Genomic DNA, 15,008 nt, shown 5'->3' on the forward strand with positions numbered 1-15,008 from the left:
AGGGGCATGTTCGTTAGGGTGAGCACACAGCTGTTGTCTCATGGGGCGCCGGGAAGTCTGGTCGGCACGCGATTCGTGCTACCCACCCACCGGAGGAACACCCCGTGACCGACCCCCGCCAGCCCGGCCCCCGCAAGGCCTTCGGACGTCTCAGCCTGCCCGAGCGCACGTTCGTCACGGACGCGCTGCGCACCGAGACGGTCGGTGGCGTCCTGCTTCTCCTGGCGGCCGTCGCCGCGCTGATCTGGGCGAACATACCCGCGCTGCGCGACAGCTACGAAAGCGTCAGTGACTTCCACTTCGGCCCCGCAGCCCTCGGACTGGACCTGTCCGTGGCGCACTGGGCGGCCGACGGGCTGCTCGCGATCTTCTTCTTCGTCGCCGGCATCGAGCTCAAACGCGAACTCGTGGCCGGCGACCTGCGCGATCCCAAGGCCGCCGCGCTCCCCGTCGTCGCCGCCCTGTGCGGTATGGCCGCACCGGCTCTCGTCTACACGGTGACCAGTGGCCTCGGCGGCGGCTCGCTGGCCGGCTGGGCCGTGCCCACCGCCACCGACATCGCCTTCGCGCTCGCCGTGCTCGCCGTCATCGGCACCTCTCTGCCGAGCGCGCTGCGCGCCTTCCTGCTCACCCTCGCCGTCGTCGACGACCTGTTCGCGATCCTGATCATCGCGGTCTTCTTCACCGCCGAGCTGAACTTCGCGGCGCTCGGTGGCGCGGTCCTGGGGCTGGCCCTCTTCTGGCTGCTGCTGCGCAAGGAGGTACGCGGCTGGTACGTGTACGTGCCGCTCGCGCTGGCCATCTGGGGGCTGATGTACAACAGCGGCATCCACGCCACCATCGCCGGTGTCGCCATGGGTCTGATGCTGCGCTGCGACCGGCGCGAGGGCGAGGAGCACTCCCCCGGTGAGCACATCGAGCACCTCGCCCGGCCGCTGTCGGCGGGCCTCGCGGTGCCGCTGTTCGCTCTGTTCAGCGCGGGCGTGGCCGTCTCCGGCGGGGCGCTCGCGGAGGTGTTCACCCAGCCCGAGACACTCGGCGTGGTGCTCGGCCTCGTCGTCGGCAAGATGTTCGGCATCTTCGGCGGTACCTGGCTGACGGCGCGTTTCACCAAGGCCTCGCTCAGCGACGACCTCGCCTGGGCGGACGTGTTCGCGGTGGCGACCCTCGCCGGGATCGGGTTCACCGTCTCGCTGCTCATCGGTGAACTCGCCTTCGAGGGCGACGCGACGATGTCGGACAGCGTCAAGGCCGCCGTTCTGACGGGTTCGCTGATCGCCACCGTCATCGCGGCCGTGCTGCTGAAGATCCGGAATGCCAAGTACCGCAGGCTGATCGAGGAGGAGGAGCGCGACGAGGACCTCAGCGGTATTCCGGACGTCTACGAGCAGGACGATCCGGCGTACCACCTGCGCATGGCGGAGATCCTCGAGCGCAAGGCCGCCGAGCACCGGCGACTCGCCCGGGAGAAGGCCGCCGAGCGGGACGCGCTTGCCGAAGTGGCGGGCGGGGCAGGCGATGAGGACCACGGTCCGGCATGATCTGACGGGACGGTACAAAAGTTCTGGACCGTCCGCGCAGACACGAGGAACGTACGCAGGGCGTACGCAGGAGAGGGAGACCGCGATGAGCGCACCCGACGGCAGCCCGGTCGGCGCCGAACGCAGCATCGGCCAGTTGTTCGCCACGGCGACGGCGGACATGTCGGCGCTGGTGCACGACGAGATCGCGCTGGCGAAGGCTCAGCTCAGGCAGGACGTCAAGCGGGGCGCGACCAGTGGGGGCGCGTTCACGGCGGCGGGGGTGCTGCTGCTGTTCTCCCTGCCGATGCTGAACTTCGCCCTCGCGTACGGCATCCGCACCTGGAGCGGCTGGAACCTCGCGCTCTGCTTCCTGCTGTCCTTCGCGGCGAACGTGCTGATCGCCGCGGTGCTCGCGCTCATCGGCGTCACCTTCGCCAAGAAGGCCAAGAAGGGCCGCGGCCCGCAGAAGGTCGCCGCCTCCGTGAAGGAGACCGCGGGCGTGCTGCAGAAGGCCAAGCCGCATCCCCGTCCCGCTCTGCCGGCGGACCGGGCACCCCACGCCATCGAGGCTGTGGCACGCTCGTCCTCATGACGGACCCCGCCACTCCTTCGGCGCAACCCCCTTCGGTCGTACGCCTCGACATCCCCGGCAGCCCGGGGCTGATCCACCGGGATGTCGCGGCCAACGGCGCCCGCTTCCACATCGCGGAGCTGGGCGACGGCCCCCTGGTACTGCTGCTGCACGGCTTCCCGCAGTTCTGGTGGACCTGGCGGCACCAGCTGACGGCGCTCGCCGACGCCGGATTCCGGGCCGTCGCCATGGACCTGCGGGGAGTCGGCGGCAGCGACCGCACACCGCGCGGTTACGACCCGGCCAACCTCGCGCTGGACATCACCGGGGTGATCCGCTCCCTCGGCGAGCCGGACGCCGCGCTGGTCGGACACGACCTGGGCGGATACCTGGCGTGGACGGCGGCGGCGATGCGCCCCAAGCTCGTACGGCGGCTGGCGGTCTCGTCCATGCCGCATCCGCGGCAATGGCGGTCGGCGATGCTCTCCGACGCCAGACAGTCGGCCGCCCTGTCCCACATCTGGGGGTTCCAGCGGCCCTGGATCCCGGAGCGGCAGCTCACCGCGGACGACGGGGCACTGGTCGCGAAGCTCATCCAGGAGTGGTCCGGTCCGCAGCCGCCCGACGAGAAGGCGCTGGAGAACTACCGACGCGCCATGTGCGTCCCCTCCACGGCGCACTGCTCGATCGAGCCGTACCGCTGGATGGTGCGCTCCCTGGCACGGCCGGACGGCATCCAGTTCAACCGCAGGATGAAGCGGCCGGTGCGGGTGCCGACACTGCATCTGCACGGCTCGCTGGACCCGGTCGTACGCACCCGCAGTGCCGCGGGATCCGGGCAGTACGTCGAAGCGCCGTACCGGTGGCGGCTGTTCGACGGGCTGGGACACTTCCCGCACGAGGAGGACCCGGTCACCTTCTCGACAGAACTGATCAACTGGCTGAAGGATCCCGAGCCGGACCGGTAACCGGCCGGACGCTCTCCGCACCCCTTCCGGCCCCTGCCTCCGGAACGCCTGTCCGACGAACGCCAATTGCCCCGCGCATAGGCCGATTGAGGACCCGTGAGGTGGTTACCGACCATGAGGCGGGGGCAAACGTCGGGGTATGGGCTGGACGCACGATTACAGTGACGCAAGCCGCAATCGCCGCTCGGCGAGCGGTGTGGGTTCCCACCAGCGAGGCGGTGCAGCACCACAGATGGCGGCTACGGACCTCAGGGTGGGAATTCCGCGCATCCTCCGCCGCCGGGCGCGCTGGGTGTCCGTACGTCTTCGCCATCCCCGCGGCTGACGCCGGTTCGGCTCACAGCGCGCAGCTGTCGCTGTCCACCTGCCGGTTCGCGGTGCGCCCCTTGACGATGTCCCCCTGGATCTCGTCCACGGTGAGCGCGTAGCCCGTCTCGGCGTTGTCCCGGGACTTGGCGAAGACCACGCCGTAGACCGTGCCCTCGGTGCTCAGCAGCGGGCCGCCGGAGTTGCCCTGACGGACGTTCGCGAACAGGGAGTACACATCGCGCCGGACCGTGCTCCGGTGGTAGATGTCCGCACCGTTGGCCGTGATGCGGCCGCGTACACGCGCGGCCCGCACGTCGTACGCCCCGTTCTCGGGGAAGCCGGCGACGATGGCGCCGTCGCCGCTGCTCGCGTCCTCGGTCGCGAACCGCAGCGCCGGCGCGTCCATGTCGGGGACGTCGAGGACGGCGATGTCACGCTCCCAGTCGTAGAGGACGACCTGCGCGTCGTACTTCCTGCCCTCGCCGCCTATCTGCACGGTGGGTTCGTCGACGCCGCCCACGACATGCGCGTTGGTCATCACGCGGCGGTCGGCGAAGACGAAGCCGGTGCCCTCCAGAACCTTGCCGCAACTCTCCGCGGTGCCCATGACCTTGACGATGGAGCGCTGCGCGCGGTCGGCCACGGGACTGCTCGCGAGAGCCTGGTCCGGTGGCCGTACGTCATTGATCGGCTCGTTGGCGAACGGGCTGAAGACCTGCGGGAAGCCGTTCTGCGCGAGGATGGAGGAGAAGTCGGCGAACCAGGTGTCGGCCCGGTCGGGCAGCACCCGGGAGACCCCGAGCAGCACCGTGGAGCCGCGGACCTCCCGGCCCAGTGCGGACAGTGTCGTACCGGCGAGGGCCGAGCCGACCAGCCAGGCGACCAGGAGCATCGCGACGACGTTGACCAGGGCCCCGCCGGTCGCGTCGAGCGCGCGGGCCGGGGACCAGGAGATGTAGCGGCGCAGCTTGTTGCCGAGATGAGTGGTCAGTGCCTGGCCGACAGAGGCGCAGACGATGACAACGACGACCGCGACGACGGCGGCGGTCGTGCCGACCTCGGCGTCGTCCGTCATGGCGTCCCAGATCACGGGCAGCAGATACACGGCGGCGAGTCCGCCGCCCAGGAAACCGATCACCGACAGGATGCCGACGACGAAGCCCTGACGGTAGCCGACGACCGCGAACCACACGGCGGCCAGCAGCAACAGGATGTCCAGCACGTTCACCGCTTCAGGCCTCGCCTCGTCGTACCCAGCACGGCGACCACCCTGTCATGACCGCCAGTCCAGAGGCACCCGCTTGCCCTGATCCCAGGGGCGCTCCCACCCGGCGAAGTGCAGCAACCGGTCGATGACCCCCGCGGTGAAACCCCACACGAGGGCCGATTCGACCAGGAATGCCGGGCCCTGGAAACCGCTGGGATGGACCGTGGTCGCACGGTTGTCCGGGTGGGTGAGATCCGCCACGGGAACGGTGAACACCCGCGCCGTCTCGTTCAGGTCCACGGCGTCCACCGGGCTGGGGACGCGCCACCAGCCCAGCACGGGCGTGACGACGAAGCCGCTGACCGGGATGTAGAGCTTCGGCAGGACGCCGAAGAGCTGGACACCGGACGGGTCGAGCCCGGTCTCCTCCTCGGCCTCGCGCAGCGCCGCCCGCAGCGGTCCGTCGCCCTGCGGGTCGCCGTCCTCCGAGTCCAGGGCGCCACCGGGGAAGGACGGCTGCCCCGCGTGCGCGCGCAGCGAGCTCGCCCGCTCCATGAGCAGCAGTTCCGGCCCCCGCGAACCGTCGCCGAAGAGGATGAGGACGGCCGACTGCCGCCCCGTGCCGTTCTCCGGGGGCAGGAAGCGGCTCAGCTGTTTCGGCGCGACCGTCTCCGCCGCGCGGGCCACCGGATCCAGCCAGCCGGGCAGCCCCTCCTGGCTGAGCATCACCCGGCCGCCCTGGGTACCGCTCGTCCGTGTCATCGCCACCCCCCTCGCCCGGCCGCGTCCCACAGGTCCAACGCCCGGCGGCGCCGAGATCGTTCCGCCGGCCACCGCCGGGTGCGCCGCCCCGTCATCCGGCCCCCAGCGGCGGGGCGGGCCTGCCGCCGGCGTCGAGGTAGGACTGCGGGGGGTTCAGACGCTGGCCCGGAAGGCCGCCCTTCTCGTACTTCAGCAGCTTCCGCGCCTTCTCCGGGTCCGTCTCGCCCTCGCCGTACGCCGGGCAGAGCGGCGCGATGGGGCAGGCGCCGCAGGCGGGCTTGCGGGCGTGGCAGATGCGGCGCCCGTGCCAGATCACGTGGTGGGACAGGTCGGTCCAGTCACTCTTGGGGAAGAGCGCGCCGACGGCCGCCTCGATCTTGTCGGGGTCGGTCTCCGCGGTCCACCGCCAGCGGCGCACGAGGCGCTGGAAGTGGGTGTCCACGGTGATACCGGGACGGCCGAAGGCATTGCCGAGCACCACGAAGGCGGTCTTGCGGCCCACACCGGGCAGCTTGACGAGATCCTCGAGCCGGCCGGGCACCTCACCGCCGAAGTCCTCCGTGAGCGCCTTCGAAAGCCCGATCACCGACTTGGTCTTGGCCCGGAAGAAACCGGTGGGGCGCAGGATCTCCTCCACCTCCTCGGGGTCGGCCGCGGCCAGGTCCTCGGGGGTGGGGTACTTCGCGAAGAGGGCGGGGGTCGTCTGGTTGACGCGCAGGTCGGTGGTCTGGGCCGACAGCACGGTGGCGACGACCAGTTGGAAGGGGTTCTCGAAGTCCAGCTCCGGATGGGCGTACGGGTACACCTCGGCGAGCTCACGGTTGATCCGGCGCGCCCGCCGGACCAGCGCGGTGCGCGACTCGTCCCCGGCCGGCTTGGCCACGGTCTTCGCGGGGGCCGCGTGCACGGCCGCGGTCGCCTTGCCGGGGGCGACGAGCTGCTTCCTCGGGCGCGGGGCCTTCTTGATGGGGGTGGCCTTCTTGGTGGAGGGGGTGGTCGTCTTTCCACCGGCGGGGGCCTTCTTGGCGGGGGTCGCCTTCTTGGCGGAGGCGGCGGGGGTGGCCTTCTTGGCGGGGGTCGCCTTGCCCGCGGGTGCGGCCTTGCGCGCGGGAGTCGCCTTGCCCGCGGGTTCCGGTTTACGCGCGGTAGTGCTCTTACGCGTGGTCGCCGCCTTGCGGGCAGGTGCGGCCTCACGGGCGGGTGTCGCCTCGTCGTCCGCGGCCCTGCCGCTCACGGCCTTCCCGTCCGGGACCTTCTCGGACTCGGTCCTCCTCGACGGAGCCTTCTTCCCCGGCGCGCCCTTCCCGGCCCCTCCGGCCTTCCCGGCCGCCCCGCTCGCGCGGGCAGCCGCGGGCTTCTTCTCCGGCTTCGTCTCCGGCTTCGTCGAAGCCGGCCTCTTTGCCGCTTTCGCCGTTTCCCTACCGCCATCGGAGCCCTGTTCGCCCACAGCGGAATCGCGACGTACCACCACTCGCGCAGCCCCCTCGGCCTGTGCTCTCACCGGCGATTTGGACACCCGGCCAGCCTACGACCCGGTACGGACATCCGCCCCGGTCCCTGGAGTCCGGCATCCAATTGGACCCCTGCCGCATACCCCGACCGGCCCGTACGGCATCCTTGTGACAGATCACACTGTTTGGACCGTCCGGCAAAATGGGCACCACGGTCCCCTGGTACGTGGGGAAGAAGATCCCCTGAGCAGGTCGACAAGGGAGAGAACTCGTGGACGACGTTCTGCGGCGGAACCCGCTCTTCGCGGCGCTCGATGACGAGCAGGCCGCGGAGCTTCGCGCCTCCATGAGCGAGGTGACTCTGGCACGGGGGGACTCCCTGTTCCACGAGGGCGACCCCGGAGACCGCCTGTACGTGGTCACCGAGGGCAAGGTCAAGCTGCACCGCACCTCCCCCGACGGCCGCGAGAACATGCTCGCCGTGGTCGGCCCGGGCGAGCTGATCGGTGAGCTGTCCCTGTTCGACCCGGGCCCCCGCACCGCGACGGCCACGGCGCTGACCGAGGTCAAGCTGCTGGCCCTCGGTCACGGCGACCTGACGCCCTGGCTGAGCACCCGTCCCGAGGTCGCCACCGCGCTGCTGCGGGCCGTCGCGCGCCGGCTGCGCAAGACCAACGACGCCATGTCGGACCTGGTCTTCTCGGACGTCCCGGGCCGCGTCGCCCGCGCGCTGCTGGACCTCTCCCGCCGCTTCGGCGTGCAGTCCGAGGAGGGCATCCACGTGGTGCACGACCTCACGCAGGAGGAGCTGGCCCAGCTGGTCGGCGCGTCCCGCGAGACGGTCAACAAGGCCCTCGCGGACTTCGCCCAGCGCGGGTGGCTCCGTCTGGAGGCCCGCGCGGTGATCCTCCTCGACGTCGAGCGCCTCGCGAAGCGCTCCCGCTGACATCCGGGCACGGCCCGTCCGACGGAGCCCCGCTTCCCGTGGGAGGCGGGGCTCCGCCGTGTCCGCGTGCTCTCCCGCGTGGTGTCCCACGCCGGGCTCCGAAGAGAACCTGCCCCGGACAGCTCCCACGCGACACAGTGAGCGGTATGGCCGACACCGTGCACCGACCCGGACTGGACGCGCAGGGACACATCAGACGCGAGGGCTCCCTCGCGCGGGTGCCGCCCGCGTTCCGGCCCGTCGTCTCCGCCGCGCGGGAGCGGCCGGCCGACACCTTCGGGACCCGGTTGAACGGCGCCTATCTCTACGGGTCCGTCCCGCGCGGCACCGCGCACGCGGGCCGCAGCGACCTCGACCTGCTGGTCACCCTGCACGGTGACCCGACGGCCCGCGACCGGAACGCCACGCGGACGCTGGAGGAGCGGCTGGACGACGAGTTCCCTGAGGTGGACGGCGTCGGCACACTGCTCTACGCCCGGGAGCGGGTGCTGAGCGGACCGGAGAGGCACGACCTGGGGTGGTTCGTCTCCTGCCTGTGCACACCGTTGTCCGGTGAGGACCTCGCCGCGCTGCTGCCGCGCTACCGGCCCGACGCGCTGCCGGCCCGCGAGACCAACGGCGATCTGGCGCTGCTGCTCCCCCGATGGCGTGAGCGGATCGCCGCGGCCGACGGTACGGAGGAGGCACGGCGGCCTCTCGTCCGCTTCATGTCCCGTCACCTCGTGCGCACCGGTTTCACCCTCGTGATGCCCCGCTGGAACGGCTGGACCAGCGACCTGACGGAGATGGCCGAGGTGTTCGGCCTGTACTACCCGCAGCGGGCGGCCCGGATGCGGGCGGCCGCCGCCCTCGGACGCGAGCCGTCCGGCGACCCTGCCCGTCCTGGCGTCGTACGTCGACGAACTGGGTCCATGGCTCGCCGGGGAGTACGCGCGGGTGCACGGTGTGAAAGCCCCTCGGCCGGACTGACCCCCGGCGGGCCCGGAGCGGTGCGGGTCGAGCGGCCGGCACCGGGCGGGCACCGGGCCGGCACCGGGCGGGCCCGGAACAGCCGAGGAGCGGCCCCGAACCCCGGCTCACCCCGACCGCGCCCGGACCGGCCCGGACCCGCGGTCGGCTTCTCACTCGGGCGGGCTAGATGAGGCCGTGCTCCCGCAGGTACTCGAGCTGAGCGCGTACCGACAGTTCCGCGGCCGGCCAGAGCGAGCGGTCGACGTCGAAGTACACGTGGGCGACGACCTCGGAGGGGCTGCGGTGACCGTCCTCGACGGCCGTCTCGACCTGGGCGAGGCGGTGCGCGCGATGGGCCAGGTAGTACTCGACGGCGCCCTGGGCGTCCTCCAGGACGGGTCCGTGGCCGGGGAGGACGGTGTGGACGCCGTCGTCGACGGTGAGCGACCTGAGCCGGCGCAGCGTGTCCAGGTAGTCACCGAGGCGGCCGTCGGGGTGGGCCACGACGGTCGTGCCGCGGCCCAGGATGGTGTCGCCCGTGAGGACGGCCCGGTCCGCCGGAAGGTGGAAGCACAGGGAGTCGGCGGTGTGGCCGGGCGTCGGTACGACCCTCAGCTCCAGGCCGCCGACGGTGACGACGTTCCCGGCGGCCAGTCCCTCGTCGCCCAGCCGCAGCGCCGGGTCCAGTGCCCGCACCTTCGTGCCGGTCAGCTCGGCGAAGCGGCCCGCGCCCCCGGCGTGGTCGGGATGACCGTGCGTCAGCAGGGTGAGGGCGACACGCTTTCCGGCCCGCTCCGCCGTGCCGATGACGTGCCGCAGGTGTCCGTCGTCCAGCGGGCCGGGGTCGACCACGACCGCCAGGTCGGAGTCCGGTTCCGACAGGATCCAGGTGTTGGTGCCGTCCAGGGTCATCGCCGACGGGTTGGGGGCGAGCACGTTGACGGCACGCGCGGTGGCGGGGCCCGAGAGGACACCGCCCCGCGGCTGTCCGGGAAGAGCGCTTGCGTCCGTCATGCGGGGGCTCCCCCGGTCGGGATGTGCTTCGTGAACTCATCGTGCCCCGGCCAGGACAGTACGATCTCGCCCTCCTCCAGGCACGCGGTGGCCAACACCGGCGTGAGGTCCCGCGCGGGAGCCGCCTCGAGTGCCTCCTCGGCCGTGGCGTAGGCGGTGAGCTGGCGCAGCGTGGCGATGGTCGGGGGCATCATCAGCAGCTCGCCCCGGTCGTAGCCGGCGGCCGCCCCGCGCGGGGCGATCCACACCGTGCGGTCGGCCTCCGTGGAGGCGTTGCGGGTACGCTGGCCCTCGGGCAGCTTGGCCACGAAGAACCAGGTGTCGTAGCGGCGGGCCTCGAACTCGGGGGTGATCCAGCGGGTCCAGGCACCGAGCAGATCGGAGCGCAGAACCAGGCCGCGGCCGTCGAGGAAGTCCGCGAAGGACAGCTCCCGCGCGACGAGCGCGGAGCGGTCGGCCTCCCAGGCCTCGCCCGTCGTGTCGCCGACCACGGTGCCGGGGGTGGGCCCGGCGAGCAGGACTCCGGCCTCCTCGTAGGTCTCCCGCACGGCCGCGCAGACGATCGCCTGGGCCCCCGCCTCGTCGACCCCGAGCCGGTCCGCCCACCACGCACGCGAGGGGCCGGCCCAGCGGATGTGCCGGTCGTCGTCGCGCGGGTCGACACCGCCACCGGGGTAGGCGTAGGCGCCGCCCGCGAACGCCATCGACGTACGCCGGCGCAGCATGTGCACGGCGGGCCCCTCGCCGGTGTCCTTGAGCAGCATCACGGTGGCCGCCCGCTTCGGCGTGACCGGCGTGAGGCCGCCACCGGCGAGCGCCCGGATACGCTCCGGCCACTCCGGCGGGTACCACTGCCCATCAGCCTGCGCATTCGCCATGGCCGGAGGCTATCCCGTGACGCCCGGATGTTCGAGTGTCCGAGGGGGCGCCGGGGACAGCGGCGGGCGACGGCCGTACGGGCATCGGGGAGCGCGGGCGACGGCCGTACGGGCATCGGGGAGCGCGGGCGACGCCGAGCGCGCCCGGCGCCTCGGAAGGGAGGCTCGGGGATCCCCGTAAGCGCGTGACCAGGGACCACCGCGCGGTGGCGCCGACCCCCACCGCGGCGCACGCGCGTACGGCGACGGGGCAGCGGGCGGACGGGCCCCGGCCCCCCGCCGCCGCCGCAAGGCTTACGCCTCCGTGAGCTCCACCTGGATCTCGACCTCCACCGGCGCGTCCAGCGGCAGTACCGCGACGCCCACCGCGCTGCGGGCGTGGACGCCCTTGTCGCCGAGGACCTCGCCCAGCAGTTCGCTCGCGCCGTTGAGGACGCCCGGCTGGCCCGTGAAGTCCGTCGCGGAGGCCACGAAGCCCACGACCTTCACCACACGAGCCACCCGGTCCAGATCCCCGGCGACGGACTTGACCGCTGCGAGGGCGTTCAGCGCACACGTGCGCGCGAGTTCCTTCGCCTCCTCCGGGGTGACCTCCGCGCCGACCTTGCCGGTCATCGGAAGTTTGCCGTCCACCATGGGCAGCTGGCCGGAGGTGAAGACGTACTGCCCCGACCGCACGGCCGGCTGGTAGGCGGCCAGCGGGGGTACGACCCCCGGCAGGCTCAGGCCCATCTCGGCCAGCTTCGCCTCGACGGCGCTCACGCCTGCTTCTCGCGCTTCAGATAGGCCACCAGCTGCTCGGGGTTGTTCGGCCCGGGGACGACCTGGACGAGCTCCCAGCCGTCCTCGCCCCAGGTGTCCAGGATCTGCTTCGTCGCGTGGACGAGCAGTGGCACAGTCGCATATTCCCATGAACGACGGTACGGTTCGGCCATGAAAACTCCAAAGGCGGTAACGGGCATGAACTTGCATGTCGCAGGCTACACACGGCAGTCATATGGACGCGTGAACGGCAGTGAGACCAGTCCTGCCAACCAGCGCGCTGCGAACCATGCGCGTTTCGAGCTGTTCGCCAAGGAGTCAGCGCACCAGGGTCGTGAGGCTGCGTGGTGTGGCCACTACGAGGACGTAGGCGTCAGTGCCTACAGCGGTACGGAGCGCCCAGACTTCGAACGCCTTTTGCGTGACTGCCGCATGGGGCGCGTAAACGTCATGATCGTCTACAACATCAGCCGCCTGTCTCGTCTCGAACCGCGCGACGCTATCCCGATCGTGAACGAACTGCTGTCGCTGGGCGTCACCATCGTGTCCACCACTGAGGGCATGTTCCGTCCGGGTGACACGATGGATCTGATCCATCTGATTTTCCGGCTGGACGCAGCGCACCAGGAGTCGAAGAACAAGAGCACTGCGGTACGTGACGCTGCGGCACTCGCCCGTTCGCTGGGGGGCTACGTCGGTGGCAAGGAACCATACGGGCGACGCTTCCGGCAGGAGATCCGAACTAACGCTGAGGGCAAGCCAGTTGCCGTTCAGTTGCTCGATGTGGAACCAGCGCAGGCAGACGTCATCCGGCGAGTCTGGAAGATGATCCAAGAGGGTGCGGGCAGTGCAACCAGCGGCAAGGAAGTGCCCGGTTCCGTCGGCGCCATATGCCGCAGCCTGAACGCAGACGCAGTGCCTACCCTGGGCGCAGCGCGCGGTAAGAAGAGTGCGAACAGCGCATGGCACCCAAAGACACTCATCACCATACTGCGGCACCCGCATCTCGCTGGCTTTGACTCTGACGTGATCTATAGCGCCGCGGGGCGAGTTACTGGCCAGCGCATTCGGCGCGATGCTGAGGGGCGCCCGCTGGAGACCTGGGAACCTATCCTGCCACCAGCCGAATGGTTTGCCCTACAAGAGTGGTTGGACGCGCGCCCCGTACGCACCAACGCGCCACGCAGTACCGCTCTGCTGTCCAGTCAGGGCATCATGTCCTGCGCCTGTGGATACACCATGAGCGCCAACAACAGTGAGCGCCCTAGCTACTTCTGTAATCGCCCCCAGGGCAAGCCTCTGCGCGACGTGCCCGGTGATCATCTGGGGCGTAGCTACATCAGCCGCAGCGCGCTGGACGACTACGTAGTGCGCAGCATCTTCGGAGTGATCGCAGCCGCTGAGTATGACGACGACAGCCGCGCGGTGCTGACCCGTGTTGCGGCGCACTACGCAGAGGTCCACGAAACGGCTGAGACAGCGCAGGAGCGGCGCGCAGTGATGCAGGAACGGGCCGACTCTACCCGTGCGCTGACACAGCTTTACGACGACGCAGATCTGTACCGGGGTGACGAGATTGGACGCCAGCGCTGGGCGAACGATGTGCGCACACAACAGGCGCGCGTAACTGCCGCTGACACCAGGCTTGAAGCGCTGGGACGCGAAGGCACGCTGACGCTGCCGATCCATGAATGGTGCGCCAGTGATGACCCTGAGTGGAACGGTGATCCGCTGGGCCCCGGTACGTGGTGGGCAAGTGCCTCACTGGAAGAGCGCCGCAGCTTTGTTGCGCTGTTCGTCAAGCGGATCACTGTGCGGAAGGCACTGCCCAGCGAGAAGAGTCGGGGGAATAAGGCAGCGGCAGTCATTGAGCCGCGCGTGACCATCGATTGGGTCTGAACGACCAACGCAGTTAATTGGCACCAGCACGGCCGGATCTTGGCGGATAGACCGTGCTGGTGTCCCTACAGAGGGAAGACACCATTATGCACGATGAGCAGCACGCGCACTGGTTCGGCCGGCGAGCCGAATCGGCCATTGAGTGGCGCCACATATCCCGCCGGCTGGACGCGCTCTATGCCGCGCAGTCCGCTGGGGATCGCACTGTCTATACGGCTCAGCGGATACGGCGCTGTGAGGCACTGCTAGCCGCTCTGCAAGGCTGTCCCGCGGTGCTGGCGCAGGTTACGCCGTAGGCACCCGCTACACCCCAACGTCGCTTCCTTGCCGGGTGATCGTTTGGGATCCGGGGCTTGTGGCTCGTGATCATGTGGTGGGGGATGGCTTCCCGGAGCGGATACGGATCGGCGCGTTGGCACGGACGTTCACGCCGGAGCTGGTGGACTTCGCGATCGAGGAGGCCGGTGCGCGGGAACGCGCGGTGAAGTCGTTGCCCGCGCGGCTGGTGGTTTACTTCACCCTCGCCATGTGGCTGTTCACCTCGGTCGGGTACGGCGGGGTGCTGCGGGAGTTGGTGGAGCACTGGCCGCTCAAGCGGGGCGAGAAGTGGCGTCCGGCATCGACAGGGTCGCTGACCAAGGCCCGCTCCCGGCTGGGGGCGGGGGCGCTTCGGGTGCTGTTCGACCGGGTGCGCGGAGCGCAGGGCACGCCGGCCACGCCGGGGGTGTTCTGGCGGAACCTGCGTCTGACCTCGCTGGACGGCACCACCTTCAACGTCCCCGACAGTGCGGCGAACTCCGCCGCGTACACCCGGCCTGTGACCGAGGCCCGGCAGGGGCCCTATCCACAGGTGCGGCTGCTGGCCCTGGTCGAGTGCGGCACCCTGGCCGTGATCGCAGCGGTCTTCGACTCCCTCGCGGTCGGGGAACGCACCCTGGCCACACGCCTGTTGCCGGTGATCGAGCGGGGCACGCTGCTGCTGGCCGACCGGGGCTTCCCCTCCTACGACCTGTTCACCGCAGCCGCGGGCCGGGGCGCTGAGCTGTTGTGGCGCGCGAGCGCGTCGTTCACCCTGCCCGTCATCGAGGTACTCCACGACGGCACCTGTCTCTCCCGCCTCAACGGGCCACGCGGACAGCGCATCACCGTCCGGGTGATCGAGTACACCGTGCACAGCACCGCCGAGGGCGCCGACGGCTCCACCACCGAGTCCTCGGAACTGTTCTGCCTGATCACCACCCTCCTCGACCCGGACACCGCCCCGGCCACCGAACTCGCCGAGCTCTACGCACGTCGCTGGACCAGCGAAACGATCTACCGGTCGATCAAGGTCGAGCAACGCGGCGGCCGCACCGCGACCCTGCGCTCCAACAGCCCCGAAATGGTCGCCCAGGAACTGTGGGCGATGCTCTGCGTCTACCAGTCCGTACGCCACCTGGCCACCGACAGCGCGACCCAGGACGGCATCCCACCAGCCCAGATCAGCTTCAAGCACGCCCTGCACGCCGCCCAGCGAACCGTCGGGGCGGACTTTCCCCCCTCCACGCCTGACCACCAAGATCCGTGACATCGGCGCCGACCTGATCCGCACCGCCACCCGGCCACGGCCCGGCCGCCGATCACCCCGCGCCACCAAGGCCCGACACGTCAACTGGCCCACACTCCAACCAGATCAACCCGCCACCGAACGCGTCACCTACACCATCCAGCTCCACACACTCACACCACGACCACAGTCACCCTGAAACGATCAAAGAAGCGACGTTG

General features: G+C 70.5%; 14 protein-coding genes and 1 pseudogene. 8 read left to right on the top strand and 7 right to left on the bottom strand.

The window, feature by feature from the left end; translation table 11 throughout:
* Positions 1 to 104: 104 nt before the first annotated feature.
* The 4 genes from nhaA to B9S61_RS42485 all read left to right on the top strand — a co-directional run bounded on the left by nhaA (position 105) and on the right by B9S61_RS42485 (position 3,387).
* Positions 105 to 1,541 (top strand): Na+/H+ antiporter NhaA, encoded by a 1,437-nt coding sequence (gene nhaA / locus B9S61_RS21905; RefSeq protein WP_103543789.1) that lies wholly within the window; start codon positions 105 to 107, stop codon positions 1,539 to 1,541.
* Positions 1,542 to 1,626: 85 nt separating this feature from the next.
* Entirely contained in the window at positions 1,627 to 2,115 is a 489-nt protein-coding gene (locus tag B9S61_RS21910) for a phage holin family protein (protein WP_103543790.1), read from the top strand.
* The gene (locus tag B9S61_RS21915; RefSeq protein ID WP_103543791.1) at positions 2,112 to 3,062 is read left to right on the top strand and encodes an alpha/beta fold hydrolase; all 951 of its coding nucleotides are present in this window, start codon (positions 2,112 to 2,114) and stop codon (positions 3,060 to 3,062) included. Before B9S61_RS21910 ends, B9S61_RS21915 begins: the two co-directional genes overlap by 4 nt.
* Before the next feature lie 139 nt (positions 3,063 to 3,201).
* Positions 3,202 to 3,387, top strand: coding sequence for a hypothetical protein (locus B9S61_RS42485; protein ID WP_103543792.1), 186 nt, complete (start codon positions 3,202 to 3,204; stop codon positions 3,385 to 3,387).
* A gap of 12 nt (positions 3,388 to 3,399) precedes the next feature.
* Here the strand turns inward: B9S61_RS42485 and B9S61_RS21925 are convergent, their stop codons facing one another.
* From B9S61_RS21925 to nth, 3 genes are all read right to left on the bottom strand, one after another.
* On the bottom strand, positions 3,400 to 4,599 hold the full coding sequence (locus B9S61_RS21925; RefSeq protein ID WP_103543793.1) for a MarP family serine protease: 1,200 nt from the start codon (positions 4,597 to 4,599) through the stop codon (positions 3,400 to 3,402).
* A gap of 45 nt (positions 4,600 to 4,644) precedes the next feature.
* Positions 4,645 to 5,340, bottom strand: coding sequence for a CoA pyrophosphatase (locus B9S61_RS21930; protein ID WP_103543794.1), 696 nt, complete (start codon positions 5,338 to 5,340; stop codon positions 4,645 to 4,647).
* A 91-nt stretch (positions 5,341 to 5,431) separates the two neighbouring features.
* A complete protein-coding gene (gene nth, locus B9S61_RS21935; protein WP_181007475.1) occupies positions 5,432 to 6,574 on the bottom strand; it encodes an endonuclease III in 1,143 nt (380 codons plus the stop codon).
* Positions 6,575 to 7,062: 488 nt separating this feature from the next.
* Between nth and B9S61_RS21940 the strand changes: the two genes are divergently transcribed.
* Both B9S61_RS21940 and B9S61_RS21945 read left to right on the top strand, forming a co-directional pair.
* Entirely contained in the window at positions 7,063 to 7,737 is a 675-nt protein-coding gene (locus tag B9S61_RS21940) for a Crp/Fnr family transcriptional regulator (protein ID WP_103543795.1), read from the top strand.
* Between the two features lie 146 nt (positions 7,738 to 7,883).
* Positions 7,884 to 8,706: pseudogene (locus tag B9S61_RS21945) on the top strand (nucleotidyltransferase domain-containing protein).
* Between the two features lie 165 nt (positions 8,707 to 8,871).
* Here B9S61_RS21945 and B9S61_RS21950 read toward each other — a convergent pair.
* The 4 genes from B9S61_RS21950 to B9S61_RS21965 form a co-directional block, all read right to left on the bottom strand.
* A complete protein-coding gene (locus B9S61_RS21950) occupies positions 8,872 to 9,702 on the bottom strand; it encodes an MBL fold metallo-hydrolase (RefSeq protein WP_103543796.1) in 831 nt (276 codons plus the stop codon).
* Positions 9,699 to 10,580 (bottom strand): NUDIX hydrolase, encoded by an 882-nt coding sequence (locus tag B9S61_RS21955; protein ID WP_103543797.1) that lies wholly within the window; start codon positions 10,578 to 10,580, stop codon positions 9,699 to 9,701. The genes B9S61_RS21950 and B9S61_RS21955 overlap by 4 nt, the downstream gene beginning before the upstream one ends.
* A 294-nt stretch (positions 10,581 to 10,874) precedes the next feature.
* Positions 10,875 to 11,342, bottom strand: a complete 468-nt coding sequence (locus B9S61_RS21960) for a RidA family protein (RefSeq protein ID WP_103543798.1) — start codon at positions 11,340 to 11,342, stop codon at positions 10,875 to 10,877.
* Complete coding sequence (locus B9S61_RS21965) at positions 11,339 to 11,515, bottom strand: DUF4177 domain-containing protein (RefSeq protein ID WP_103543799.1); 177 nt, start codon at positions 11,513 to 11,515, stop codon at positions 11,339 to 11,341. The genes B9S61_RS21960 and B9S61_RS21965 overlap by 4 nt, the downstream gene beginning before the upstream one ends.
* 25 nt (positions 11,516 to 11,540) lie before the next feature.
* On the opposite strand from B9S61_RS21965, the gene B9S61_RS21970 reads away from it, so the two are divergent.
* Positions 11,541 to 13,241: a recombinase family protein gene (locus B9S61_RS21970; RefSeq protein ID WP_258039781.1), complete on the top strand. Its 1,701-nt coding sequence runs from the start codon at positions 11,541 to 11,543 to the stop codon at positions 13,239 to 13,241.
* A gap of 373 nt (positions 13,242 to 13,614) precedes the next feature.
* The gene (locus B9S61_RS21980) at positions 13,615 to 14,808 is read left to right on the top strand and encodes an IS4 family transposase (RefSeq protein WP_103543802.1); all 1,194 of its coding nucleotides are present in this window, start codon (positions 13,615 to 13,617) and stop codon (positions 14,806 to 14,808) included.
* Positions 14,809 to 15,008: the final 200 nt, after the last annotated feature.

Source organism: Streptomyces sp. SM1 (genome assembly GCF_002910825.1).
Taxonomy (GTDB): domain Bacteria; phylum Actinomycetota; class Actinomycetes; order Streptomycetales; family Streptomycetaceae; genus Streptomyces; species Streptomyces okerensis.